Source organism: Marinobacter sp. G5_S1_61_S3 (genome assembly GCF_054968585.1).
On record NZ_JBQKUK010000010.1, the window covers coordinates 1 to 24,667 of the forward strand.

The 24,667-nt window shown below is 57.3% G+C and carries 22 protein-coding genes; 16 read left to right on the plus strand and 6 right to left on the minus strand.

Features of this window, described 5'->3' with window-relative positions; all coding sequences use genetic code 11:
- Window positions 1–129 precede the first annotated feature (129 nt).
- From prfB to ung, 3 genes are all read left to right on the plus strand, one after another.
- Window positions 130–1,225 (plus strand): peptide chain release factor 2 gene (prfB, locus tag ACTRWH_RS11030; protein WP_126810486.1). Its coding sequence is split into 2 segments (ribosomal slippage): window positions 130–201 and window positions 203–1,225, totalling 1,095 coding nucleotides; the frame shifts between segments, so codons are not numbered across the junction.
- Window positions 1,226–1,276: 51 nt separating this feature from the next.
- Window positions 1,277–2,809, plus strand: a complete 1,533-nt coding sequence (gene lysS, locus ACTRWH_RS11035; RefSeq protein ID WP_462826406.1) for a lysine--tRNA ligase — start codon at window positions 1,277–1,279, stop codon at window positions 2,807–2,809.
- Window positions 2,810–2,811: 2 nt separating this feature from the next.
- A complete protein-coding gene (gene ung / locus ACTRWH_RS11040) occupies window positions 2,812–3,552 on the plus strand; it encodes a uracil-DNA glycosylase (protein WP_036204167.1) in 741 nt (246 codons plus the stop codon).
- Window positions 3,553–3,698: 146 nt separating this feature from the next.
- On the opposite strand, the gene ACTRWH_RS11045 is transcribed toward ung, so the two are convergent.
- The 5 genes from ACTRWH_RS11045 to nadB form a co-directional block, all read right to left on the minus strand.
- Entirely contained in the window at window positions 3,699–4,532 is an 834-nt protein-coding gene (locus tag ACTRWH_RS11045; RefSeq protein WP_036204169.1) for an HDOD domain-containing protein, read from the minus strand.
- 117 nt (window positions 4,533–4,649) lie between these two features.
- Window positions 4,650–5,648, minus strand: a complete 999-nt coding sequence (gene ygfZ / locus ACTRWH_RS11050; RefSeq protein ID WP_462826407.1) for a CAF17-like 4Fe-4S cluster assembly/insertion protein YgfZ — start codon at window positions 5,646–5,648, stop codon at window positions 4,650–4,652.
- A 14-nt stretch (window positions 5,649–5,662) separates the two neighbouring features.
- Window positions 5,663–6,151, minus strand: coding sequence for a hypothetical protein (locus ACTRWH_RS11055; RefSeq protein WP_151981610.1), 489 nt, complete (start codon window positions 6,149–6,151; stop codon window positions 5,663–5,665).
- Window positions 6,135–6,389 (minus strand): FAD assembly factor SdhE, encoded by a 255-nt coding sequence (locus ACTRWH_RS11060; protein WP_007152075.1) that lies wholly within the window; start codon window positions 6,387–6,389, stop codon window positions 6,135–6,137. Before ACTRWH_RS11060 ends, ACTRWH_RS11055 begins: the two co-directional genes overlap by 17 nt.
- Window positions 6,390–6,439: 50 nt before the next feature.
- A complete protein-coding gene (gene nadB, locus ACTRWH_RS11065) occupies window positions 6,440–8,044 on the minus strand; it encodes an L-aspartate oxidase (protein WP_177190603.1) in 1,605 nt (534 codons plus the stop codon).
- A gap of 199 nt (window positions 8,045–8,243) precedes the next feature.
- Here nadB and rpoE point away from each other — a divergent pair, with 199 nt between their 5' ends.
- From rpoE to pdxJ, 13 genes are all read left to right on the plus strand, one after another.
- Entirely contained in the window at window positions 8,244–8,861 is a 618-nt protein-coding gene (rpoE, locus tag ACTRWH_RS11070) for an RNA polymerase sigma factor RpoE (RefSeq protein ID WP_127402363.1), read from the plus strand.
- A gap of 14 nt (window positions 8,862–8,875) precedes the next feature.
- Complete coding sequence (locus ACTRWH_RS11075; protein WP_041335054.1) at window positions 8,876–9,445, plus strand: sigma-E factor negative regulatory protein; 570 nt, start codon at window positions 8,876–8,878, stop codon at window positions 9,443–9,445.
- Window positions 9,446–9,486: 41 nt separating this feature from the next.
- Window positions 9,487–10,536 (plus strand): MucB/RseB C-terminal domain-containing protein, encoded by a 1,050-nt coding sequence (locus ACTRWH_RS11080; protein WP_462826408.1) that lies wholly within the window; start codon window positions 9,487–9,489, stop codon window positions 10,534–10,536.
- Window positions 10,533–10,991: a SoxR reducing system RseC family protein gene (locus ACTRWH_RS11085; protein ID WP_036204183.1), complete on the plus strand. Its 459-nt coding sequence runs from the start codon at window positions 10,533–10,535 to the stop codon at window positions 10,989–10,991. Before ACTRWH_RS11080 ends, ACTRWH_RS11085 begins: the two co-directional genes overlap by 4 nt.
- Before the next feature lie 106 nt (window positions 10,992–11,097).
- Window positions 11,098–12,552, plus strand: coding sequence for a DegQ family serine endoprotease (locus ACTRWH_RS11090; protein WP_081899258.1), 1,455 nt, complete (start codon window positions 11,098–11,100; stop codon window positions 12,550–12,552).
- A gap of 143 nt (window positions 12,553–12,695) precedes the next feature.
- Window positions 12,696–15,422 (plus strand): bifunctional diguanylate cyclase/phosphodiesterase, encoded by a 2,727-nt coding sequence (locus tag ACTRWH_RS11095; protein ID WP_036204191.1) that lies wholly within the window; start codon window positions 12,696–12,698, stop codon window positions 15,420–15,422.
- 104 nt (window positions 15,423–15,526) lie between these two features.
- Window positions 15,527–17,329: a translation elongation factor 4 gene (lepA, locus tag ACTRWH_RS11100; protein WP_462826409.1), complete on the plus strand. Its 1,803-nt coding sequence runs from the start codon at window positions 15,527–15,529 to the stop codon at window positions 17,327–17,329.
- 11 nt (window positions 17,330–17,340) lie between these two features.
- Entirely contained in the window at window positions 17,341–18,126 is a 786-nt protein-coding gene (gene lepB / locus ACTRWH_RS11105; protein ID WP_036204197.1) for a signal peptidase I, read from the plus strand.
- A 29-nt stretch (window positions 18,127–18,155) separates the two neighbouring features.
- Complete coding sequence (locus ACTRWH_RS11110; RefSeq protein ID WP_151981608.1) at window positions 18,156–18,545, plus strand: DUF4845 domain-containing protein; 390 nt, start codon at window positions 18,156–18,158, stop codon at window positions 18,543–18,545.
- On the plus strand, window positions 18,542–19,231 hold the full coding sequence (gene rnc, locus ACTRWH_RS11115) for a ribonuclease III (RefSeq protein WP_007152064.1): 690 nt from the start codon (window positions 18,542–18,544) through the stop codon (window positions 19,229–19,231). The genes ACTRWH_RS11110 and rnc overlap by 4 nt, the downstream gene beginning before the upstream one ends.
- Window positions 19,231–20,148, plus strand: coding sequence for a GTPase Era (gene era, locus ACTRWH_RS11120; RefSeq protein WP_036204205.1), 918 nt, complete (start codon window positions 19,231–19,233; stop codon window positions 20,146–20,148). Before rnc ends, era begins: the two co-directional genes overlap by 1 nt.
- 7 nt (window positions 20,149–20,155) lie before the next feature.
- Complete coding sequence (recO, locus tag ACTRWH_RS11125) at window positions 20,156–20,884, plus strand: DNA repair protein RecO (RefSeq protein ID WP_041335061.1); 729 nt, start codon at window positions 20,156–20,158, stop codon at window positions 20,882–20,884.
- Between the two features lie 4 nt (window positions 20,885–20,888).
- Window positions 20,889–21,623, plus strand: a complete 735-nt coding sequence (gene pdxJ / locus ACTRWH_RS11130; protein ID WP_036204211.1) for a pyridoxine 5'-phosphate synthase — start codon at window positions 20,889–20,891, stop codon at window positions 21,621–21,623.
- Between the two features lie 15 nt (window positions 21,624–21,638).
- Here the strand turns inward: pdxJ and ACTRWH_RS11135 are convergent, their stop codons facing one another.
- Entirely contained in the window at window positions 21,639–24,527 is a 2,889-nt protein-coding gene (locus ACTRWH_RS11135; protein ID WP_075195976.1) for an ATP-binding protein, read from the minus strand.
- Window positions 24,528–24,667: the final 140 nt, after the last annotated feature.

Here is a 24,667-nt window from a genome sequence, read left to right on the forward strand (position 1 = left end):
GAACAACGGCCCTGCCTGACGCTTTCACCGAAGTAGCGGTTACCACCGGCTGATTTAAAAACAGATTTCCGGTAGAATCTCGCGTCTGATTTTGATCGCATTCATTTTCCGAGCGAGAGTAAGGATTTCATGGAAATCAATCCCATTGTTACGAAGATAAAAGACCTTCGTGAGCGCACTGAAGCGCTCAGGGGGTATCTTTGACTACGATCAGCGTAGTGAAAGACTGACTGAAGTTGAGCGTGAGCTGGAAGTGCCTTCCGTATGGGAAGACCCCGAACGAGCACAGGCGCTGGGCAAGGAACGCTCCGATCTTGAATTGATTGTTCGTACCATCGACAACCTCACCTCCGGCCTCGAAGACGCCGAAGGTCTGCTCGAAATTGCGGACGAGGAAGAGGACGAGGGCACGGCCGCGGAGATCGAAGCCGATCTGGCCGGGCTTGATAAAGAGCTCGAGAAGCTCGAATTCCGCCGCATGTTCTCCGGCGAGATGGATGCCAACAACGCCTATCTGGACATTCAGGCCGGCTCCGGCGGTACTGAGGCCCAGGACTGGGGCAATATGCTGTTGCGCATGTACCTGCGTTGGGCTGAGCGCCGTGGCTTCAAGGCCGAGATCGTCGAATTGCAGGAAGGCGATGTGGCTGGCATTAAGAGTGCAACCATCCACATCCAGGGCGACTATGCGTTTGGTTGGTTGCGCACGGAAACCGGTGTGCATCGTCTGGTGCGAAAGTCGCCGTTTGATTCCGGCAACCGCCGTCACACGTCGTTCTCATCCGTCTTTGTCTCACCGGAAGTGGACGACAGCTTCGAGATTGAAATCAATCCGGCAGACCTTCGTGTCGACGTCTATCGCGCCTCGGGTGCGGGTGGTCAGCACGTAAACCGGACCGAATCTGCTGTGCGTCTGACTCACAATCCCACTGGTATTGTCGTGGCCTGTCAGGCTGGCCGAAGCCAGCATCAGAACAAAGACCAGGCCATGAAACAGCTGAAAGCGAAGCTGTTTGAGCGTGAGATGCAGGAGCGTAACGCCGAGAAACAGAAGGCTGAGGATGCCAAGGCGGATATCGGCTGGGGCAGCCAGATCCGCTCCTACGTGCTGGACGACAGCCGTATCAAGGACTTACGCACCAAGGTGGAAACCAGCAATACCCAGTCGGTGCTGGACGGTGACATCGACAAGTTCATCGAAGCCAGCCTGAAGATGGCGCTGTAAACAGCGCCTTTGCCATGCTAACCCGGACAATTCCCGATTTTGCGAGCCAACATGACTGAACACACCCCGAATGCACAGCCAGAGGACAACAAGCTGATTGCCGAGCGTCGCGCCAAGTTGGCGGAGATGCGTGATCAGGGCAATGCCTTTCCCAACAACTTCCGTCGCGACGCCACCGCGACCGAGCTTTTGGCCAAATATGGCGACAAGAGCAAGGAAGAGCTGGCTGAGATGGGCATTCAGGTGGCTGTTGCCGGCCGCATGATGCTTGATCGTAAAGCATTCAAAGTGGTTCAGGATATGACGGGCCGCATTCAGATCTACGCCTCAAAAGATGTCCAGAAAGACACCAAGCACTGGGATCTGGGCGATATCGTGGGGGTGCGGGGTATTCTGTGCAAGTCAGGCAAGGGTGACCTCTATGTGAGCATGGACGAGTACACGCTGTTGACCAAGTCGCTGCGTCCATTGCCGGAGAAGCACAAGGGACTGACCGACACCGAAGCCCGGTATCGTCACCGCTACGTTGACCTGATGGTGAACGAAGACAGTCGCCGCGTGTTCTATGCGCGCTCGAAGATTATCAGCGTCATGCGTCAGTACTTCACTGACCGGGACTTCATGGAAGTCGAAACCCCGATGCTGCAGGTGATTCCCGGTGGTGCCACGGCGCGTCCGTTCGTGACTCACCACAACGCCCTGGGTATCGACATGTACCTGCGTATTGCTCCAGAGCTGTTTCTCAAGCGCCTGGTGGTCGGTGGTTTCGAGCGGGTGTTCGAGATCAACCGCAACTTCCGTAATGAAGGGCTTTCCACCCGTCATAACCCGGAATTCACCATGGTGGAGTTCTATCAGGCCTATGCCGATTACAACGACCTGATGGACCTGACCGAAGACATGCTGCGCACCATTGCCCAGAAAGTACTCGGTACCACCACGGTGGTGAACACCCGTACCCTGTCCGATGGCGAAGAAGAAACCATTGAGTACGACTTCGGCAAGCCTTTCGAGCGCCTGACCGTGGTGGACGCCATCCTGCGATACAATCCTGATATCAAAGCCGAACAACTGGCCGATGAAGCCAGTGCCCGCCAGGTGGCGAAGGATCTGGGTATTCACCTTAAAGAAGGCTGGGGGCTGGGTAAGGTACAGATCGAAATTTTCGAGGCGACCGCCGAACACCGTCTGATGCAGCCGACGTTCATTACCGATTACCCGAAAGAAGTGTCGCCGCTGGCCCGCTGCAAGGACAACGACACGTTCGTCACCGAGCGCTTCGAATTCTTCGTGGGTGGCCGCGAGATCGCCAACGGATTCTCCGAGCTGAACGACGCGGAAGACCAGGCTGAGCGCTTCCAGGATCAGGTGGCCGAGAAAGACGCCGGCGACGACGAAGCCATGTTCTACGACGAAGACTACGTCATGGCGCTGGAATATGGCCTGCCACCGACCGCAGGTGAAGGCATTGGCATCGACCGTCTGGCCATGCTTCTGACGGATTCCGCCTCGATTCGCGATGTCATCCTGTTCCCCGCCATGCGCCCGGAGCACAAGGCTGAAACGAAGAAAGACGAGGGCTGAACATGCAGCCGGTGGAGATACTGGCAAGCCAGCTAAAATCAGGGCGAGGTTGGACGGAGCACCTTGGTGACGAATTCCGTCAGCCCTACATGCAGCAGCTGGCTGAATTCCTCGCGGCGGAAGAGCAGGCGGGAAAGACCTTGTTCCCCGCCAGCCAGCATTGCTTCAACGCCCTGAACAGCACACCGCTGGATAAGGTGCGCGTGGTTATTCTCGGCCAGGACCCCTACCACGGTCCCGGCCAGGCCCACGGCCTGTGCTTCTCCGTGCGCCCGCACGTGGCCACGCCGCCGTCGTTGGTCAACATCTTCAAAGAAATCCACGCCGACCTCGGCATTCAGCCCCCAGACCACGGCTGTCTGCAACCCTGGGCGGAGCAGGGCGTGCTCCTTCTCAACAGCGTCCTCACCGTCGTCCAAAGCCAGGCTGGCGCCCACCAGGGCAAAGGCTGGGAAACCTTCACCGACCGCGTCATCGAAACCATTAACCGCGAGCGTGAAGGGGTGGTGTTTCTACTCTGGGGAAGCTACGCCAAGAAAAAAGGCCAGCACATCGACCGAAGCAAGCATCTGGTACTGGACGGGCCACATCCATCGCCGTTAAGCGCCTACCGCGGCTTCTTCGGCTGCAAGCATTTTTCCCGGGCCAACGAGTGGTTACAGCAGAAGGGCCTGCCGACCGTTGATTGGTCTTTGCCAAACAAATCGCAGCTACTGGAACAATACGGTAAGAGCCAATCCTGAAAAAATGAAGCGGCCCGAAAGAGCGGCCCGCAACTGTATTGATCGGCCGGAGGTGGGGGTATTTTCTCTGACAGGAAAAGGTGTCCGAGCGAAGCGAGTTCTTTTCCCGAAGAAAAATACCCCCACCTTCGGCCAGCCCCCAAAGATTATTGGAGGAGCGCCATAGCAGCTTCCATCTGCGCGTTCAGATCCTCTTCCTCGCTCATATCCACCTCAGGATCCAACCCAAGACGATCAAACGCCGAAATCGTCTTCCAGTCCACCTCCGTCCAGGGATGATCTGTCCCGGCAATCAACTGCAGATTGGCAATCATCACCAGATCCGCATAATCCGCTGCCGGCACCTCACGATGCAGGTTCGCGTATTCCAGAGGCACATTCTGAAGTTCTTTCGGGAAATCCCATTTCTGCAGAATCGTCGCCCCGATACGCGGATGAATCTCATCAATCACATTGTCCAGCATGATGCTACTGATCTGAATATCCCGGTCTTCCACATAGCGCAGAATCGGCAACACCCCGATGAGGTGAACCAACCCGGCCAGGGTGGCCTGGTCTGCCTTGAGATTGGTGTAATGCTGTGCCAGCACATGGCACACCCCGGCCACCTCAGTGCTCTTTTGCCAGGTGGCACGCAGGCGCTTGTCGATCATGTCCGAAGTGGCCTGGAACATCTGCTCCATGGCAAGGCCCATCGCCAGGTTGCTGGTATAAGCCATGCCCAGGCGACCAACCGCCATATTCAAGTTCTCAATCGCCCGGCTGCCGCGAAATAGCGGGCTGTTGCAGACTCGAATAATACGGGCTGACAGGGCCGTGTCGTTGCTGATGACCTTCACCAGGTCAATAATGGCCGAGTCCTCGTTTTCTGCGATGTCGCGTACCTGAAGCGCAACTTCCGGAAGTGTCGGAAGTACCAGTTTGTCGTTTTCAATAGCGTCGGTCAGGTCGGTTTTTATGGTTTCTACAATGTTGGACATAGTCAGTTTGAATCCGCCTGTTAAGTGTCACCTGGCCGGCAGGAACGTCCGGAAAGGCTAATATGTTCATGTATATGACGTACTTTATAGCAAATTATCGGGATTCTTCCTGTCAACTTATGTATCAGGCGTGTCGGTTTTTTCACGCTCCGGAACAGAATACGGCAAGGGGCGCAGTGACAGAACCGCGTCGGAGGCGCTCTCGGGTACCAATGATTTCTCCGCCGCATCGTGGCGCACAACGGCCAGAATCTCCGAGTGTCCGTCAGAGAAACCAACAGAATTCACGACATTTCCCACTGACCGATCTCCGTCCAGCAGCGACTCACCGGGGGCAGGCAGGGTACCGGCATCGCTGCAGGTATACCGGAAAAGGCTTTTTTTGAGTTGCCCCAGGAAGTGCATGCGCGCGATCACTTCCTGCCCGGTGTAGCAGCCTTTCTTGAAGTGGATGCCTCCAACATGCTGCCAGTTCAGCATTTGCGGCACGAAGCTCTCCGTGGTGGCGGCCGTGAGCGATGCTACGCCGGCAGCAATTTCGGAAGCCTGCCAATCGGCGAGGGGGGCTGCAGGAATGTCCGCCAGAGCCTGTTGTAGCGATGTGTCCAGATCACCCGTTTGCCAGAGTTCATAGCGAGCCATGCCCTCGGCGGTGTCCATCGTACGTATCACGTGGCCTCCGTTGATTTTCACGGAATCGCCTGCGACTGCCAGTGCACCGGTGCCTTCTGGCAGCAGTTTTTCTACTGCGGCATCGCCCAGAAGTCCGATGATCCGAGCGTCCGACTCTACCTCCATTGACGTACCACGGAACAACATCAGGTACTTGCGCAAATGAGTCACCGTGCCGTCGGAGAGATCCGCTGGCAGCTCCATCAATATGTCATCACCATCCCTCACCAACCGGGTCAGGCAATAGGCGCGCCCCTTGGGTGTACAGGCTGCCGCTCTTGGCGAATGACCCTGGGCGACATCGTCGATCTGCTGGCTGAACTGCCCCTGCAGGAACTTGTCGGTGCCTGGCCCGGCTATTCGAACCATGACACGGTCAGAGATGGAAGCGCAGCGGGGCTGGGGAAGCGGATGGTTGGCCAACGGACTTTCGATGTCTGACATGAAGCACTCCAGAATCAGTGGATTTCCTGCGTTTGGCGACCAGATGCCTTGCTGCCAGAGGTCGGGCCCAGGCGAAGCCAGACCCGCAAACGGCGGAATGCATCGGAAGGGATGTTGCGAAACCGCGGCGTAACGGCAACCAGGACAACAGGATATGTACACGATATGGTGCCGGAATGCTGCAGTTTCAAGATCGCAAAGTGGGCGCCCAGACGACTTTCGTCCGCAACCTGGACAGCGCGGTCCTGCCCTGAGCGAAGGCGCACGTATAATTGCTCGCCCTCAACCCGTAGTTCGGTTACGGCTTCCGGGCCGACCAGCAAGCCGGTTCGGCGATACTGGAAAACCGCACCCACGAGTGAGGGGATAGCCAGCACCAGAAGGAGGGGGCTGAACTCACTGGCTACGGCGGCTACGAACAGGGCCAGCGCCAGCCAGGGCAGGGCGCACAGTAACCCGACAGCGTGGGATGGAATCAGTGCCAGTTCAATCCGGCTGGACACGGTTCAGTATGAGGTCAACGATGCGTTGCAGGTCGGGATCTTCCGGGCGGCTGCGCTGCATGAACCACTCGAACATATCGGTGTCCTCGCAGTTGATCAGCTTTTGGTACCGTGCCTGGTCCTCAGCGGGAAGATCTCGATAGGCGTTCTCAAGGAATGGGATCAGCAAAACGTCCAGTTCAAGCATGCCGCGGCGGCTGTGCCAGTAGAGGCGGTTGAATTCAGTATTGTCAGACATTGATTCTCTCAGTTAACCAGTGGGCATTGGAGTGGACCGAGCCATTTCCTTCAGGGAGACGACCGTCGGTAAGTGGTGGGAACCAGTACAGTATCCCTTGCCTCGTGGAGTAGTCCGGGGAAATCCAGTGTGTAGTGCAGGCCGCGACTTTCCCGGCGCTGCAACGCGGAACAGATAATCAGGTCCGCCACGGTCACCAGGTTGCGCAGCTCAAGCAGGTCGTTCGAGACGCGGTAGTTGCTGTAGAACTCGCCAATTTCCCGTTCCAGCAGATCAATCCGGTGCTTGGCTCTCTGCAGGCGTTTGGTCGTGCGAACGATGCCAACATAGTCCCACATGAAATGCCGCAGTTCGTCCCAGTTGTGGGAGATTACCACGTCTTCGTCGGAATCCCTTACCTGGCTTTCGTCCCAGTCCGGTGCTTGGGGTGGTGCGGGAATGTCCGATTCCCGTCGCGCTATATCCGCAGCGGCGGCACGGCCGTAGACCAGGCATTCAAGCAGGGAGTTACTGGCCATGCGATTGGCGCCATGCAGACCGGTAAACGCGGCCTCGCCGACAACATAGAGCTGGTTGATGTCGGTGCGGGCGCGTTCGTCACTGAGTATGCCGCCACAGGTGTAGTGCGCGGCGGGTACCACCGGGATCGGTTCTTTGGTGATATCAATCCCGAACGTCAGGCATTTTTCGCGAATGGTTGGGAAATGCTGTTTGATGAACTCGGCCGGTTTATGGCTGATGTCCAGGTATAGATGATCAGCACCCAGCCGTTTCATTTCGTGGTCGATGGCGCGGGCCACGATATCCCGGGGCGCCAGCTCGCCTCGATCATCGAAGCGATCCATAAAGCGGGAGCCGTCCGGAAGCTTCAGCACACCGCCTTCACCCCTCACTGCCTCGGTAATCAGGAACGACTTGGCATGTGGGTGGTACAGGCACGTGGGGTGGAACTGGTTGAATTCCATATTGCCGACCCGGCAGCCGGCGCGCCAGGCCATGGCTATACCGTCTCCCGAAGCTCCGTCCGGGTTGGTGGTATAGCGATACGCCTTGCTGGCGCCGCCCGTGGCGAGGATAGTGAACCGGGCCCGGAACAGTTCGACATGGTTGTCTTCCAGGTTCAGTATGTAGGCGCCTACGCACGCGTTTCCAGGCAATGCCAGCTTGCGATTGGTGATCAGGTCTACGGCAACCCGGCGGGACATCAGGGTAATGTTGGGGCGCGCCTGGGCCTGGGACGTCAGGGTGGTGGACACAGCGTGGCCGGTGGCATCGGCCGCGTGGATAATGCGGCGGTGGCTATGCCCGCCCTCCCGTGTCAGGTGGTACTGGGACTGGTCATCACGGGTAAAGGTGACGCCGCTGTCGATCAGCCAGTTGATGCTCTCGCGGCCATGCTCAACCGTAAACCGGACAGCATCCTCGTGGCAGAGGCCGCCCCCGGCGTTGAGGGTGTCGCTGACGTGATTCTCAAGAGAGTCGTCGTCATCCAGCACGGCGGCAATGCCGCCCTGGGCCCAGAGTGTTGCGCCGCTGCTGATATCGGCCTTGCTGATGACGGCGATCTGCAGGTGCTCGGGCAAATTCAGGGCAACAGTGAGGCCGGCAGCACCGCTGCCGACAATCAGGACATCGAATTCGTAGGACTGTGGCATCGGGTCGTAATCGCGGGCCATAATGTGGATGTGTATTGAACTAAACTTTGCGCTCGCTGTCTATTTGGCCTGACGGGGTGCTCCCGGATAAAAGGGGGCATTGTAGACTCATCGGATGCCGGACAGCAGCATGATTCCATTGAATAGCAGGCAAGTGGGCCAGACGGTCGAACGCTATGGCAACTCCGGCACTCCGTCTATGAATGCGGATACAGAAAGACACAAGGAAGACGGCAGCGAAAGCCAGACAGACCTTCAACTGGTAAGAAAGGTCCGTCATGGTGATCGGCCCGCCTTTGATCTTCTGGTTGTCAAATATCAGTCCAGGGTTGCGTCGATTATCAGTCGTTATGTCTACGACAGCCAGGAGGTGATGGACCTTACCCAGGAAACCTTCGTCAAGGCGTACCGGGCGATTGACCGTTTTCGGGGAGACAGCGCATTCTACACCTGGCTGTACCGTATAGCCGTGAATACGGCCAAGAATTTTCTTGAGTCCCGCGGGCGTCGTCCGCAAGGCAGTGCCGACGCGGGGGAAGCCGAGAATTACGACGACGGTTCAAGACTCAGGGACAATGCGTCACCGGAGAAACTGTTGCAGCGGGATCAGTTGCAGAGCGCGCTCAGGGTGGCGATATCAAACTTGCCGGAGGAGCTTCGATCTGCGTTTTTGCTCAGGGAGTACGACGGGCTGAGTTACGAAGACATCGCCGGTATTCTCGAGTGCCCCATCGGCACGGTAAGGTCACGAATATTCAGGGCACGGGATGCAGTGGATCGCCACCTGGGCCCTTTGTTAAATGATTCCCGGACGTAATGAGGTTGCATCCTATGGATGATCGTCTCAAAGAAACGCTGTCGGCAATGATGGATGACGAGGCAGACGAATTGTCAGTTCGCAGACTGCTGTCACACGCTGAGCAGGATCAGGTTCGTTCGCAGTGGCAGCGTTGGCAGCAGGTGCGGGATCTCATGCATCAGGGCAGCGTGGCACCGGAGGCTGTGGATGTCAGTGCTGGGGTCAGGGATGTTCTGGATGGCAGCGGTGCGGTATCGCCTGCTGCGACAGTCGGCTCGATGCCCCGCCGGGACAAAAGCTGGCATTGGCCAGCGGTTGCGATGGTCACACTGGCAGCGGTGATTGGTTTTGGCGCCGGTGCTGGTTGGGAGTCCGCCGAAGATGGTGGAGCGATTGCAGCCGCGGGCGTTTCAGAAGAACAGGATCGGCAGGAGTCGGCGGTCGAGCCGGTGCCGGAGGTGGCATTGCAAGGACTTGATGAGGAGCAATGGGAACATCTTAGCCGCTATCTTCTTGAGCACGCCCAACATAACAGCGTAGGAGCCGGTCGAGGCTCCGTTGGCTATGCGCGTGTCGTTAGCGCGTCCGGACCAGGGTATTGACGTTTCATGTTTGCAGGACACTGGCTGGAGTTAAACGGCTGATGGGCAGAATCGCAATGGCAATCCAGAGTCGATTCCCTAGTGCAATCAGGCACGGGCTGGTCATGTTGACGTTGCTCACCGTTCTGACAGGGCAAGTGTCTGCCGAGACGGCGGAGAGCGCCGGGAAGAATGAACAGAGCGCCGAATATTGGCTCAACCGTCTTGGTCCTGCCCTCAACATGACGTCCTATCGCGGCGTCTTTGTGTATGCCCGGGGTGATCAGGTCAGTTCGATGCAGATTGCGCACCGGTATCGGGATGGCATGGTGGAAGAGCGGCTGGTTCTGCAGGACGGAGCCAGCGGTGAGATCGTGCGAAAGGGGATGCGGGTTGTCTGTGTGCTTCCTGACCATGGGCGCATCCAGTTGGATCAGGTTATTCCGTCGGGTCCTTTTGCCGAGGCATTTTCCCATCAGTTGATGCCGGTCAGTCAATGGTATCAGCCAGAGCTGGTGGGCGATGATCGTATTGCTGGTTACGATGTGGTCAAGCTCGGGCTCAGGGCGAGGGATGATCTTCGATACAGTCACCAGTTATGGCTGGAAAAATCCACCGGTCTGTTGGTGAAGAGCCATGTGCGTTCCGTCGGCGGTGAGGTGCTTGAGCATTTTCAGTTCACCAGCCTTGAAATAACGGACTCTCTCCCGGATAGCGAATTTATCGTGCAAACGGAGGGAGAGGCCATCAAACGGGAATTGAAACCGGAACAGACGTCGTCTCCCGCGGCACGGATGGATGGTTGGACGCTCGAGTGGCGCCCGGATGGTTTTGTTCCCGCCGCTGCCCCGCGATCAGGCAAAGGGCAGGCAGTGGCGTTCTCGGATGGGCTGGCAGCCTTTTCTGTGTTTGTCGAACCAGCACGGAAGATGGTGATGCCCACCGGCGCTTCGCGAATTGGCGCCACCACGGTGTACATGAAACAGCTCAGTGTGGATGACATCGCGTTTTTCGTGACTGTGGTTGGGGAAGTTCCACCGACGACGGCCCGTAAGGTGGCCGAATCAGTGACGATTGACGATACCCTGGCGTTCGGCGGAGGCCGGAAATGATTACGGAAACCGGGAGGGTTGTCGGTGTTGCCGGCGACCGGGTATGGGTGCAGACGATTCGCACCAGCGCCTGTGAAAGTTGCTCGGCTCGTCATGGCTGTGGCCAGCGTGCACTGGCCGGTGTTTCAGGAGGCAGGGCCAATCAGGTTCTGGTGGCCAACAGCCTTGGTGCCGAGGTGGGTGATGAGGTGACGGTGGCCATTGATGAGTCCGCGCTACTTGGTGCTTCCCTGCTTGTTTACGCCCTGCCATTGGTGTCGATGGTGGCCGGGGCTGTTTTGGGGCACCAGTTGTCGGCAGGCCACGCGGCCAGTGAGGCCGTCGCCATGATGGGTGCTGCGGCGGGACTTGCCCTGGGCTTCCTGGCCGCTCGCAGGGGGCAGTCACGTAAAGCGGGAACCTGGGAGCCGACACTGGTGGAGGTCAGGCAGGGGGTGGTCGCTTCCCCGGAATGATGTTCCAACAGGCTCTGTTGAAATTATCGGCTTTGACCGCACATTGAGTTTATAACGTCCGCTGAACAGGGGGTCTTTAATGCCTGAAGTAAAGAACGATCAAGACATGCTGCGCCGGCCTCAGCGCCAGGGTTCCATTGTGTTCGTCTGGTATCTTTTGTGTCTTCTTGTTCCCTTGTCTCTGGCTCAGTCTGTCTCAGCTCGCAGTCTCCCTGACTTTACCGAGTTGGTCGAAGAGAACTCGAATGCTGTGGTCAACATCAGTACAACGACCGAGCCCAAGTCAGCGAATCGTGGCCGCTCAAACGGTCTCCCTTTTAACGATCGACAGCTTGAGCAGTTACCGGAGTTTTTCCAGGATTTCTTCCGCGGTCCCCAGTCACCGTTTGGCGGCAGCCCTGGTGGTTCAGCCCCGCGTCAGTCCATGGGGTCCGGGTTTATCGTTTCCAGTGATGGCTATGTGTTGACCAATAACCATGTGGTGGAAGGGGCCGACGAGATCATTGTGCGCCTGAATGACCGTCGAGAATTGCCTGCCAAACTGATTGGCACTGACCCACGTTCGGACATGGCGGTTCTGAAGATTGAGGGCGGCGACGACTTGCCTGTGGTGCGGATCGGGCGCTCCAATGACCTGAAAGTGGGTGAGTGGGTCCTGGCTATCGGCTCGCCCTTTGGTTTTGATTACACCGTAACAGCGGGCATTGTCAGCGCCCTGGGCCGTTCACTGCCATCGGAAAACTACGTTCCGTTTATCCAGACTGACGTTGCTATCAACCCGGGTAACTCCGGCGGGCCACTGTTTAACCTGGACGGCGAGGTTGTGGGTATTAACTCCCAGATCTACACCCGCTCGGGTGGATTCATGGGGGTGTCCTTTGCAATCCCCATTGATGATGCCATGAATGTGTTCCGGCAGCTTCGGGACGATGGATCGGTTTCCCGTGGCTGGCTGGGTGTGCTGATACAGGAGGTTAATCGAGATCTGGCGGAGTCATTTGGCCTTAAGCGTCCTCGAGGCGCCCTGGTTGCAGAAGTGATGGCGGGCTCGCCTGCCGAGAAAGCGGGATTGCAGGCGGGTGATATTGTGCTCGAGTACGAGGGCGAGGACGTAACGTTGTCTTCGGATCTGCCGCCGATGGTAGGCCGTACGCCGGTCGGTGAAACGGCCACCATGGAAGTAATGAGGGAAGGCCGGCAGATTACACTGGACGTTGAAATCGGCAAACTGCCGGAAGAGGGTTCGGAGCAGGCCTCCGCTCCGGCGTCCAGCAACAACGGCCCATCATCGGCGCCATTGGGGATGACGGTTGAGCCTCTGCCAACTGAGCTTCAGGAGTCGCTGGGGATATCTGGGGGCGTGCTTGTGGCAGACGTTGCCCGCGGGCCAGCGCTTGATGCGGGTATCCGTCCACGGGATGTGATCACCGAGCTGAACCGCCGCAAAGTCACCTCTGTGGAGGATTTCCGCGAAGCGGTGTCCTCCTTGCCAGACGACAGCGCCGTCTCGGTGCGCGTTGTTCGCCAGGGGCGGGCCACTTATCTGGTGATGAAGCCCTGACGGTTGATCCGCCGGATCGGCGGACACAAAATGGTACAAAACTGAGAGCCCTGCTGGGGGTCGTTTAAACGACAGCCAGTGGGGCTTTTGTTATACTTCCCAAAATAATCAGATTACTGGCCACGGATCGGACCTGCACGAGAATGATGAACAGAAAGGAACTTCCCCTCCGGAAACTGCTCCAGCTGCGCTACTCGTGGGCAGCATGGCTAGTGCTGATTGCATCTCTCGCTGTCACCGTCCTGTTATGGCAAGTTTCCATTCGCCTGGTCGAAGACCGTACCGAAGCCCGTTTCAAAACACAGTCACTACAGCTGCGAACTGCTATTGAAGAGCGCCTGCTGAATTATGAGCAGGTATTGGCCGGCAGTGCGGGCCTGTTTGCCGTTGCCGGTGAAGTGGATAGGGACGATTGGCGTGAATACGTCGACAATGTGGATATCAACCGTTATTACCCGGGCATCCAGGGCATTGGCTACGTGAAAAGAATAGGTGTCCGCCAGATGGCGGACCACATCGCGTCGGTCAGGAAAGATGGTGTCCTCAATTACCTCGTGACGCCTCTTGGTACCGGGCCGGATTACTACCCCATGGTGTATCTGGAGCCCGGAACGGAGCGGAATCGCAAGGCACTTGGTTACGACGCCTTCAGTGATCCTGTGCACCGGCATGCCATGGCGAGGGCACGGGACCATGCCGAGCCAAAAGTGACGGGTAAAGTCGTGCTGGTTCAGGAGGAAGTGGCGGAGGATCAGGCTGGCTTCCTGATGTATTACCCTGTTTACCAGGGTGGGGAAATACCTGAAAGTCGTGTTGAGCGGCAGATGATGCTCGCCGGTTATGTGTTCAGTGCCTTTCGGATGAACACCCTGCTCGATGGCATCGTCGGCCTGATCTCGCCATTCCTGGACGTGAAGATATACGACAGCGGGGAGGTGTCACGGGATACGCAGATGTATGGGTCAAACCTGGGCTCCCTGGATGAGGATTTCAGTTTTGAAATGAGTCAGACCATTACCCATGGTGGGCGCGACTGGTTGCTGCAAACCCGTTCCACACCGGCGTTTGACTACCTGGCGTCTGATCCGCGGCCGCCCATCGTTCTCGGTTCCGGTATTGTTATCAGTCTGCTGATGTTCCTGTTCGTGTTGACCATGATTCGCGGCCGGATCATGGCGCAGATTGGCGCGGGTCGCTACCGGGCTATTACCGAAGGTGCCGCGAACGTGACTCTTGTGCTGGATCGCGATGGCACGCCGCGTTACGCCAGTCCGTCCAGTCACGACATTTTGGGCTTCGATCCCGACAAGGTTTATGGTCTGGAGTTGGCCTCCCTGGTGCATGCCGAGGATTGGCCGCAGTTAAAGTCCGGGTTTGATGAAGCGGTCAAATCACCTGGGAAGCAGATGCCGGTGATCCGTGGTCGTATACGCGATGCGCAAGGTCAGTGGCGGGATATGGAAGGCACGTTCACAGCCATGCTGACGGTGCCCGGCGTGAATGGGGTGGTGTTGAGCCTCCGTGACCTGACCCAGCTGAAAGCCGCACAGACGGAGCTGCATCGCCTGGCGTTCTACGATCCGCTGACCGGGCTTGCCAATCGCCAGTTGTTCCGTGACCGGCTTAACCATGTGGTGCGCAGAAGTCGTCGCACGGAAGAGCCGGCCGCCCTGATGTTCCTGGATCTTGACGGCTTCAAACGTATCAACGATACCCTCGGCCACGATAGTGGCGACGAACTGCTGAAGCAGGTTTCCCAGTGGTTATCCGGCTGCGTGCGGGAGGAAGATTCGGTGGCCCGGCTGGGTGGCGACGAGTTCGTGGTGCTGTTGTCACGAATCAGCGGTCCCGATGACGCTGGCAAGGTTGCCGAAGCCATACTGCGGAGGCTGTGCCAGCGAATTCGTCTCAACGATCACGAAGTGGGGGTTACCGTCAGTATCGGTATTACCATGATCCCTCACGACAGTGAGGACCCTGGTACGCTGATGAAATACGCCGACCTGGCCATGTACCGGGCCAAGGAGTTAGGGCGCAACACCTACCAGTTCTTTACCCCGGCCATGAACATCAAGGCCGCCAGGCGGCTGCTTCAGCAGGAAGAACTGGCGACGGCACTGGAAGGCGATCGGTTTGTGCTGCATTACCAGCCCAAGGTGGATCTCGAGAGTGAGCGGGTGATTGGCGTCGAGGCTTTCCTGCGCTGGCACCACCCCGAGAAGGGGCTGGTCAGTGCCCAGCAATTCATTACCCTGGCCGAGGAAACGGGCCTGATCATACGCCTTGGCGAGCTGGCGCTGAGGCAGGCCTGTATCCAGGTTCAGGCCCTCGAACGGGCCGGGTTTGAATCGTTGAAAATGGCGGTCAACCTGTCCGTTCGCCAACTGACGGATTCCGGGTTTCTGGATATGATGCGCCAGGTCATTACCGAAACGGGGGTGTCGCCAGAGCGGCTTGAACTTGAAATGCCAGCGGAGCTTTTGAATGAAGACCCGCGTATGCTGAGAGAGCTCCTTGTGTCCCTGCACGACATGGGTGTCTGCCTGATCCTGGATGATTTTGGCACCGGTTCCTGTTCTCTGGTGGCGCTCCAGCAGTTGCCATTGGACGTTATCAAGATTGACCATCGTTTTATTCGCGACATCCCGTACAACGTCAGTGCAACCGATGTTGCCTCGGCGGTGATCGCACTGGCCAGAAAGTTACACTTGACCGTTGTTGCCGAGGGTGTGGAAACGCCTCAGCAGTTGAGCTTCCTCAAAAGCGCCGGTTGCGCCCAGTGTCAGGGCAACCTGTTCAGTTATCCGCTGGACGAGGATGCGCTTATCGGCTTCCTTATTCGGCAATATGAACGGCCGCTGATCTCCTGATCATGGCAATAGCGGCCGGTAACCGGTAAAATCACGCCGTCGCCGGACTCCGGCAACGGCCCTTCCGGGCTCAATCCTTCGTCTTTTGCGAGTATTCATTGTCTGTGACTGAACTGAGCCGAATCCGAAATTTTTCGATCATCGCCCATATTGACCATGGTAAATCCACTCTGGCAGACCGCTTTATCCAGATCTGCGGTGGCCTGACAGAACGCGAGATGGCTGAGCAGGTCCTTGATTCCATGGATCTTGAGCGTGAGCGTGGTATTACCATCAAGGCCCAGAGTGTGACTCTGAACTACAAGGCTCGGGACGGCATTGAATACAAACTGAATTTCATCGATACACCCGGCCACGTCGACTTCTCCTACGAGGTATCGCGTTCACTGTACGCCTGTGAAGGTGCGTTGCTGGTGGTGGATGCCGGCCAGGGCGTTGAGGCCCAGTCTGTCGCCAACTGTTACACCGCGATTGAACAGGGGTTGGAAGTGGTTCCGGTGCTCAACAAGATGGACCTGCCGCAGGCTGAGCCGGATCGCGTAGCCCAGGAAATTGAGGACATCATTGGTATAGAGGCAACCGACGCCGTGCGCTGCAGCGCCAAGAGTGGTTTGGGCGTCGAGGATGTTCTGGAAGATCTGATCAGGAAAATCCCGCCACCCAAGGGTGATCGAAACGCGCCCTTGCAGGCACTGATTATCGACTCCTGGTTTGACAACTATCTGGGGGTTGTGTCGTTGGTCAGGGTGACTGAGGGCACCCTCAAGAAGGGCGACAAGATCGTCATGAAGTCGACAGGCAAGGCCTGGAATGCTGACAAAGTCGGTATTTTCAATCCCAAACCCAAAGACACGGATATTCTGGAGTCCGGGGACGTTGGCTTTGTGGTGGCCGGCATAAAGGACATTCATGGTGCTCCGGTGGGTGACACCATCGTTCAGCAGAAAGGCTCGGAAGACATTCCGATGCTGCCCGGTTTCAAGAGGGTCAAGCCCCAGGTATACGCGGGTCTGTTCCCAGTCAGTTCTGATGACTACAACGATTTCCGGGATGCCCTAGAAAAGCTGACCCTGAACGACGCCTCCCTGTTCTTTGAGCCGGAGAGCTCGGATGCCCTTGGATTCGGCTTTCGCTGTGGCTTCCTGGGGATGCTCCACATGGAAATCATCCAGGAGCGGCTGGAGCGGGAATACGACATCGACCTGATTACCACCGCCCCGACGGTTATCTATGAAGTCGTTACCAAGCAAGGTGAGACCCTGTCGGTGGACAACCCCTCAAGTCTTCCGGATATTGGTTCCATTGAGGAAATGCGCGAGCCAATCGTGGAGGCCAGCATTCTGGTGCCCCAGGAACACCTGGGCAACGTGATCGCCCTCTGTGAGGAAAAGCGCGGCATCCAGAAGAACATGCACTTTATGTCCACCCAGGTTCAGGTGACTTACGAGTTGCCGATGGCCGAGGTGGTGCTGGACTTTTTCGACCGGATCAAGTCCGCCAGTCGCGGGTTCGCATCGCTGGACTATCAGTTTGTGCGGTTCCAGGCGGCCAACCTGGTGCGCCTCGATGTGCTGATCAACGGCGAGCGCGTGGACGCCCTGGCGCTGATTGTCCATAAGGACCAGTCCCACTACCGGGGTCGCGCTCTGATCGACAAGATGAAAGAGCTGATTCCGCGCCAGATGTTCGACATCGCCATTCAGGCGGCTATCGGGAATCAGGTGGTAGCGCGAGTGACCGTCAAGGCGCTTCGCAAGAACGTCACCGCCAAGTGTTACGGTGGCGACGTCAGCCGGAAGAAGAAACTGCTGCAGAAGCAGAAAGAAGGTAAGAAGCGCATGAAGCAACTGGGCAATGTTGAGGTGCCTCAGGAAGCATTCCTTGCCGTATTGAAAGTGGATAACTAAAAGGCACCTGAATGGATATTGATTTCCCCCTGGTTCTGGTTGTTCTGACGTTTGCAACGGGGCTGATCTGGCTGTTGGATGTTGTATTTCTGCGTAAGCGCAGGCTCGCGGTCGCAGAAGGCGCCAGCGGGGAGGTTGAGGCTGAGGAAGAACCGAAGGAGCCTTACCTCGTTGATCTTAGCCGTTCGTTCTTCCCGGTGCTGGCGGTGGTGCTGGTTCTGCGCTCGTTTCTGGTGGAGCCTTTCCAGATTCCGTCCGGCTCCATGTTGCCTACCCTTGAAGTCGGAGACTTCATCCTCGTTAACAAATACGCCTACGGGCTTCGCCTGCCGGTTGCGGGCAACAAAATCCTGGCAGTGGATGACCCCCAGCGCGGTGACATCATGGTGTTCCGCTATCCGGATGACGGCAGCACCAATTACATCAAGCGGGTGGTCGGGCTTCCGGGAGACCGTATCCGATACCAGGATCGGGAGCTGTTTATCAATGGCGATAAAGTGGAGACACGCTTTGTTGCCCGGCTGCCACCAGTGGAGCTGAGACGTGAATACCTGGGCGACGTTGAGCACGACATCTTCCTGACCCTGGGGCGCACGGGGCGCTCTGGTGAAGGCGAGTGGGTGGTGCCCGAAGGCGAGTATTTCGTGATGGGTGATAATCGGGACAACAGTAATGACAGTCGCTATTGGGGCTTTGTTCCGGATGAAATGGTCGTTGGCAAGGCGTTCGCGATCTGGATGCACTGGCAATCGCTCACCAGTCTGCCATCCTTTGACCGAGTGGGCGGTTTGGAATAAGTACGTTGTTATTCAGGGGTGTATCTAACATGAAGAAGAACAGTCTTTCCTCCATGCATCGGCAGTCGGGTGCATCGGCGCTCGTTATCATGATTATGGTGCTCTTTTTCGGCGGCTTGCTGACACTGGCCATCAAGCTGGGGCCAGCGTATCTTGATGACATTACCATTCAGGAAGCGCTTGAGAGCCTGGAAGGAACAGAGGACCTTTCCACCATGGGGCCTGCTCAGGTGAGAAGTCTGATAAACAAGCGACTTAGCGTGAACAATGTTCGCGGTTTTGATGAAAAGAACATCACCGTTGAGAAGGACGGGGATGTGGTCATCATCAATGTGGATTACGAAGTCCGTAATAACCTGTTCCGTAATGTGGATACCGTTATCCATTTTCAACATGAGTATGAGATGAAGGGCAAGTGAGTTCGCAACCGGATCTCGAGCAGTTACAGCGACGTATCGGCTACCAGTTCAAGACGCCTGAGCGGCTGTTGCTGGCGCTGACCCATAGGAGTTTTGGCAACCAGAACAATGAGCGCCTGGAGTTCCTGGGTGATTCCATCGTTAACATGGTCATTGCTGAATACCTGTACCTGCATTTTGAAAAAGCCCGGGAAGGTCAGTTGAGCCGTCTGAGAGCCCGTATGGTCAAGGGTGTAACCCTCGCGGAAATTGGCCGTGAATTCGAATTGGGCAAGTACCTCAGGCTGGGTTCCGGTGAAATGAAGAGCGGTGGTTTCCGTCGTGAATCCATTCTTGCCGACGCTGTTGAATCCATCATCGGTGCCATATACCTGGACAGTGATTTTCACACCTGTCGGGAACAGGTTTTGCGCTGGTTTGAGGTACGCCTTCAAAAGCTGGATCTGCAGGATACCCAGAAAGACCCCAAAACCCGGCTCCAGGAGTACCTGCAGTCACGGCAGTTTCCGCTGCCTCGCTATGACGTCATTTCCGTGGATGGTGAAGCCCACGCCCAGACGTTCCATGTTTCCTGTGCCCTGCCATCACTTGACCGAAAAACGACCGGCACGGGCAATAGCCGTCGAATCGCCGAGCAGCAGGCCGCCCGCAATGCCCTTAAGCAACTGGGTGTGGAGAATGACTGATGAATGATGTGACTCGTCCGGAAAACCCGGACAGCCGTTGTGGTTTTGTGGCGATCGTCGGTCGGCCCAATGTGGGCAAGTCCACATTGCTGAACCACATTCTGGGCCAGAAGCTCAGTATTACGTCCCGTAAACCCCAGACAACCCGTCATCAGGTACTGGGCATCAAGACCGAAGGCCCGGTTCAGGCAATTTACGTGGATACGCCGGGGATGCACGAAGAAGAACCTCGCGCTATTAACCGGTATATGAACAAGGCGGCGACATCGGCCCTCAAGGATGTCGATGTCGCTGTGTTTGTTGTCGACCAGATGGCGTGGACGACGGCGGACGAAATGGTTCTGGAGAAGCTCAGTAGCCTGAAATGCCCGGTGATTCTGGCAGTGAACAAGGTCGACCGCATTGAAAATCGGGAGGCCCTGTTGCCACACCTCGATATGCTATCCCGGAAGCGCGAGTTTGCCGAAATCATTCCGTTATCAGCTCTCAAGGGGATGAACCTGGAGCCGCTGGAGGCTGCGGTCAGTCGGTTCCTGCCGGAAAGTGTGCATTTTTACCCGGATGACCAGATCACGGATCGCAGCGAACGGTTTATGGCTTCCGAAATGGTGCGGGAGAAAATTACCCGGCAACTGGGAGCAGAGCTGCCTTACTCCGTGGCGGTCGAGATCGAAGAATTTCGCAAGGACGGTAAGACTCTTCACATTTCTGCGCTGATACTGGTAGAGCGTGAGGGCCAGAAGAAGATCATTATTGGCGACAAGGGCGAACGCCTGCGGCGCATCGGTCAGGAAGCCAGAACGGATATGGAGCGCCTGTTCGACAGTAAAGTCATGCTGAGGCTCTGGGTCAAGGTCAAGCGAGGTTGGGCGGACAGCGACCGGGCATTGAAAAGCCTGGGTATGAACGACTTCTGAGGCAGCTATGACGGGGCCAATGCAACAGGAGCCCGCGTATGTCCTCCACCGCCGGCCCTGGCGCGAAACCAGTCTGATGGTGGATGTGTTTTCCCTCAACGCGGGCCGGGTAACCGTGATTGCCCGTGGTGGCAACAGCGCAAAGAGCCCGCTCAAGGCGCAGTTGCAACCGTTCCAGCCTCTGTTGCTGGACTGGACCGGACGCAGCGACCTGAAGACGCTGACTCAGGCGGACGTTCGCAGCGGCCCCACCCTGAAGCGCACTCTCTCCCTGTACAGCGGTCTTTACGTGAATGAGTTATTGCAGCGTCTGCTGCCAATGGCCGACCCTCACCACCAACTCTTTGCTGCCTACATTGATGTGATTGCTGAGTTGTCGGAAGCCAGTGACGTGGAGCCGGTTCTTCGACGTTTCGAGCAATCCCTGGCTGCGGAACTCGGGTATGACTTCGTCTGGGATCAGGCGATGGATAGTGGGCAGCCGGTCGAGGCCGGTGGGCTTTATTGCTATGATCCGGAGCAGGGGATTCTGGCCGAGCCCTCGCCGGGCTCCAGGCTCCGGAACCTGCCCGGGGATACACTGTTGGCGCTGGCTGATGGCGACCTCGAATCTGCGGAGTGCCGGCGCATCGCCAAGCGGGTAACAAGGGTACTTGTGGACTACCTGTTGCAGGGCAAGGTGCTCCATAGCAGAAGCCTGTTCAGTCATCATCGAGGAGACCGTAATGACCTCTAGCTCAATGAAGCCCAGAGTTTTGCTGGGTGTGAATATTGATCATGTTGCTACCTTGCGTCAGGCCAGGGGAACCCGATATCCGGATCCGGTACAGGCTGCGATTCTGGCGGAAGAGGCGGGTGCCGATGGTATCACCATCCATCCCCGCGAAGATCGCAGGCACATCCAGGACCGTGATGTGCTCCTGCTGAAGGAAATCCTCACCACCAAGATGAACCTGGAAATGGCGGTCACTGATGCGATGCTGGCATTCGCCGAGCAGGTGCGGCCGGAATGTGTGTGTCTGGTGCCCGAAAAGCGTGAAGAGCTGACAACTGAAGGCGGCCTGGATGTGGACGGCCAGGAGGCGCGGGTGGCTAAAGCCTGTGACAGGTTGGCAAAGGTTGGTGCCGAGGTCTCCCTGTTTATCGATCCGGATGTAACGCAGATTGATGCGGCAGTCCGTTGCGGTGCGCCGGTGGTGGAACTGCACACGGGGGAATACGCGGAAGCGACAGACCCTCAGATTGTTGAGGCGGCTTTTAACACCTTGCAGGACGCAGTGACTTACGCTCGCAAGAAAGGGTTGGTGGTCAACGCCGGCCACGGTCTGCACTACCACAACACTGAACGCGTTGCCGCCATCGCGGGTATCAACGAACTCAACATTGGCCATGCCATCATTGCCAGGGCGGTGTTTACCGGGCTCAAAGAGGCGGTAAAGGATATGAAAGCAATCCTCGAAAGCGCCCGAACCTAAGGCGCTGATCGTCCCTCAGTCCACGGTTGCCTGCCGAGGGTTTTGCTGCCGGAACAACTGCTGCCAGTCAGTTTGTTCGCTCCAGGTCTGCAAGCGCTCCATGGCTGCAAGCAATTGATTCTTCTGGTACTCCATATCCGGCGCTGCGCACTTCAAGGCGGTTTCCAGTTGGTTTGCAGCAGCGCGTAACTCCGGCACGCCACAGTAGCGCGTGGCGCCATGCAGTTTGTGGACGCACTCCAGTAGCTCGTCCATGTCGCCTTTGCTCCAGAGTGCCGGCACCTGGTTAATGTCGGTATGGATCTGTTCGATCAGCATGCTGAACAGTTCCTCGGCCAGATCTGCTTTTCCGGCGGCCAACTGTACGCTTTCGGCCACGCTGACACAGTCAGGCTGTTTCTTTCTGGTTGACGGGCGAACCGAGCGGCGTGTATCGCGCACCTCGGGTACCGGCAGGTGTCCATCATCCGGGTCGGGGTGGCAGGTATAGCCAGTGTAGTCATGAATAATGTCGATCAGTTGGCTGTTGCTAATGGGTTTGGCCAGGTAGCCATCGAATCCCTGCTGGATCAGGCGGTCCTGCTCCTCTGCAAGGGCATGGGCCGTGAGCGCAATGATCGGAGTACGATGGCTGGCGCCATCAAGGCTTCTCAATCTCTCAGTGGTTTCCACCCCGTCCATTCCGGGCATCTGAAGATCCATGAAAACCAGGTCGAACGAGTGTTGGCGCGCCTTGCTCAGCGCTTCAAAGCCGCTGGTTGCTCCCTCAGCTACAACGCCGCAGTCGTTGAGCAGGGTCATTACCAGCTTCAGGTTGGCATCGTTGTCGTCCACCGCCAGCACTCTGGGTACGCGTGTTGATTGGGTTGGCAACTCACGGCTAATGGCATGGGAATGATCCGGCAACTGGCGTTGCCGGTTGCTGATACCGTGCACCAGCAGCAACAGTTCGTCGTACAGGGAGTCGCGGCATACTGGCTTGGTCAGGTGGCCACTGGCCAGCCCCGATAGCGGTGTATCGTGAGTTTCAAGGGTAGGGGTCAACAGCAGTGTGCGGCAATCCCGCTCCAGCTCCAGGGACCGTACTAACGAGCAGTATTGGCTTGAATTCAGCAGGTGACGGGTGATGCCGACAACCGCAACGGCGTAACCGGACTGCTCTTTTTGAGCTTCCTCTATCTGCTCCTGCATGGCACCCGGTGATGAAACCCGGTCGACCGTCATGCCCCATTCCCGGAGCATATGTTCTACCGCCAGGCCGGTGGTTTTCTGTTGGTCAAGGTAGATGGCCCTTTCGCCGCGCAAAGAGTCTTTGGGCGCGATGGCTTCGCCGTTAGAAGACAGTTCCGAGGTCAGGGTAAACCAGAACGTGGAGCCCTTGCCCAGCTCACTCTCAAGCCCGATCTTGCCGCCCATTTCCTCAACCAGGCGCTTGGAGATCGCAAGCCCCAGCCCGGTGCCACCGTATTGCCGGGCAGTAGACGCGTCGGCCTGGCTGAAGGCGTTGAACAGGGACTGCTGCTGAGCTCGCGAGAGCCCGACACCGGAATCGGTAATGCTGAGTCTCAGGGTGATCCGGTTACTCTCTTTATCTTCTTCTTCAAGGCTGGCGCGCAGGACCACTTCACCGGTCTGGGTGAACTTGATGGCATTGTTGACCAGGTTGGTGATCACCTGCTTTACCCGTAGGGGATCGCCCATGATGTTGTCGGGTACATCATTGTAGACCAGTGGTACCAGGTCCAGGTTCTTGCTGTGAGCCGCCGGAGCCAGCATGACCATGACCTCTTCTACGATGTCCCGGAGCTGGAAGGGAATGCGGTCGAGGATGAGTTTGCCGGCCTCGATCTTGGAGAAATCGAGAATGTCGTTGATGATGGTCAGCAGTATTTCCGATGACTTGCGGATGGTGCTCAGGTGATCCCGCTGCTGGCGCGGTAGCGGGCTTTTAAGCAGTAACTCGGTGAAGCCGATGATGCCATTCAGCGGGGTGCGGATTTCATGGGACATGTTGGCCAGGAATTCCGATTTGATGCGGCTGGCTTCCAGGGCTTCCTTGCGGGCGAAATCGAGTTCGATGTTCTGGATTTCGATGGTTTCCAGGGTTTCTCTCAGGTCTTCCGTGGCCTGGTCAATGTTCTGCTGCATTTCCGCCTGGGCTTTGCTCAGTTCCCCGGCCATGGCGTTCAGGCCGGATTCCAATTGCTCGAATTCAGGGCCGGCGCGGGTATAGACCCGAGTGTCCAGTTTGCCTTCCTTGAGTTTGGCCACAGCCTCATTGAGTTCAAAGACAGGATCGGTAAACGAGCGGCTCATGCGTAGCGCAATCATCAGGCTGAGGAGTACGCCGCCTAAGACGAGCAACAGGGAAATTAGCAGTGCTTTATAGGTTTCCTTTTCGGTGCGTATGTGGGACATCTCCACGGTTACCCAGCCGATCGGTTTCTTGCCCGCCCCCACGTTCTGGCGGGAATCCGGGTCAAGCATGCTTTCGATCATCAGGTCCTGGAGATAGACCGGTGTCACGAAAACAGTACTGTCGGCGCGGGTAACCCGTACCGCTTCTTCGCCGGTCAACGTGTCCTTGCCAATATCGTCGGAGCTGCCGGGGCCTGTGTGCAGCAGCCGGTTATGCTCGCTGTCGAAGAAGGTAATCGAGCGCACATCCTGCTCTTCCAGAAGGGCGTTGGAGAGGCTGCTGAGCAGGCTTCTGTTGGCAGTGAACAGGCCATATTCCGAGCCGGCTGACAGCTGCCGCGAAAGCGACTCGCCACGATCCTGCAGGAGGCTTTCAATGTTGTTGACCCAGCTGTAGGTGAAGAAAAGCCCCAGCATCAACGTGGTCAGAAGGGTGGGGACGAGTGTCACCACCAGTACTTTTTTGCGTATGCCCCAGCGCCGCATAGTGAGTTCCCGATTGACGTCGCCGGCCTGATATCCGGCATTCTTCCCTGTCAGAATAGTTGATTCCACGCAGTCTGGCCGTGATGGCGTCCCCGGATATAGCCCACAGTCATGGATATAGCGAGAAGCTGTATTGGGAG

Excerpts from the sequence above, each read along its gene's own strand:
- recO (WP_041335061.1), top strand. The coding sequence starts at position 20,156 with ATGACGGGGCCAATGCAACAGGAGCCCGCGTATGTCCTCCACCGCCGG.
- ygfZ (WP_462826407.1), bottom strand. The coding sequence starts at position 5,648 with ATGTCAGACATCGAAAGTCCGTTGGCCAACCATCCGCTTCCCCAGCCC.
- nadB (WP_177190603.1), bottom strand. The coding sequence starts at position 8,044 with ATGCCACAGTCCTACGAATTCGATGTCCTGATTGTCGGCAGCGGTGCT.
- ACTRWH_RS11095 (WP_036204191.1), top strand. The coding sequence starts at position 12,696 with ATGATGAACAGAAAGGAACTTCCCCTCCGGAAACTGCTCCAGCTGCGC.
- lepB (WP_036204197.1), top strand. The coding sequence starts at position 17,341 with ATGGATATTGATTTCCCCCTGGTTCTGGTTGTTCTGACGTTTGCAACG.
- ACTRWH_RS11090 (WP_081899258.1), top strand. The coding sequence starts at position 11,098 with ATGCTGCGCCGGCCTCAGCGCCAGGGTTCCATTGTGTTCGTCTGGTAT.
- ACTRWH_RS11080 (WP_462826408.1), top strand. The coding sequence starts at position 9,487 with ATGGGCAGAATCGCAATGGCAATCCAGAGTCGATTCCCTAGTGCAATC.
- pdxJ (WP_036204211.1), top strand. The coding sequence starts at position 20,889 with ATGAAGCCCAGAGTTTTGCTGGGTGTGAATATTGATCATGTTGCTACC.
- ACTRWH_RS11085 (WP_036204183.1), top strand. The coding sequence starts at position 10,533 with ATGATTACGGAAACCGGGAGGGTTGTCGGTGTTGCCGGCGACCGGGTA.
- ACTRWH_RS11110 (WP_151981608.1), top strand. The coding sequence starts at position 18,156 with ATGAAGAAGAACAGTCTTTCCTCCATGCATCGGCAGTCGGGTGCATCG.
- ung (WP_036204167.1), top strand. The coding sequence starts at position 2,812 with ATGCAGCCGGTGGAGATACTGGCAAGCCAGCTAAAATCAGGGCGAGGT.
- ACTRWH_RS11075 (WP_041335054.1), top strand. The coding sequence starts at position 8,876 with ATGGATGATCGTCTCAAAGAAACGCTGTCGGCAATGATGGATGACGAG.
- ACTRWH_RS11045 (WP_036204169.1), bottom strand. The coding sequence starts at position 4,532 with ATGTCCAACATTGTAGAAACCATAAAAACCGACCTGACCGACGCTATT.
- rpoE (WP_127402363.1), top strand. The coding sequence starts at position 8,244 with ATGAATGCGGATACAGAAAGACACAAGGAAGACGGCAGCGAAAGCCAG.
- ACTRWH_RS11060 (WP_007152075.1), bottom strand. The coding sequence starts at position 6,389 with ATGTCTGACAATACTGAATTCAACCGCCTCTACTGGCACAGCCGCCGC.
- lysS (WP_462826406.1), top strand. The coding sequence starts at position 1,277 with ATGACTGAACACACCCCGAATGCACAGCCAGAGGACAACAAGCTGATT.
- ACTRWH_RS11135 (WP_075195976.1), bottom strand. The coding sequence starts at position 24,527 with ATGCGGCGCTGGGGCATACGCAAAAAAGTACTGGTGGTGACACTCGTC.
- era (WP_036204205.1), top strand. The coding sequence starts at position 19,231 with ATGAATGATGTGACTCGTCCGGAAAACCCGGACAGCCGTTGTGGTTTT.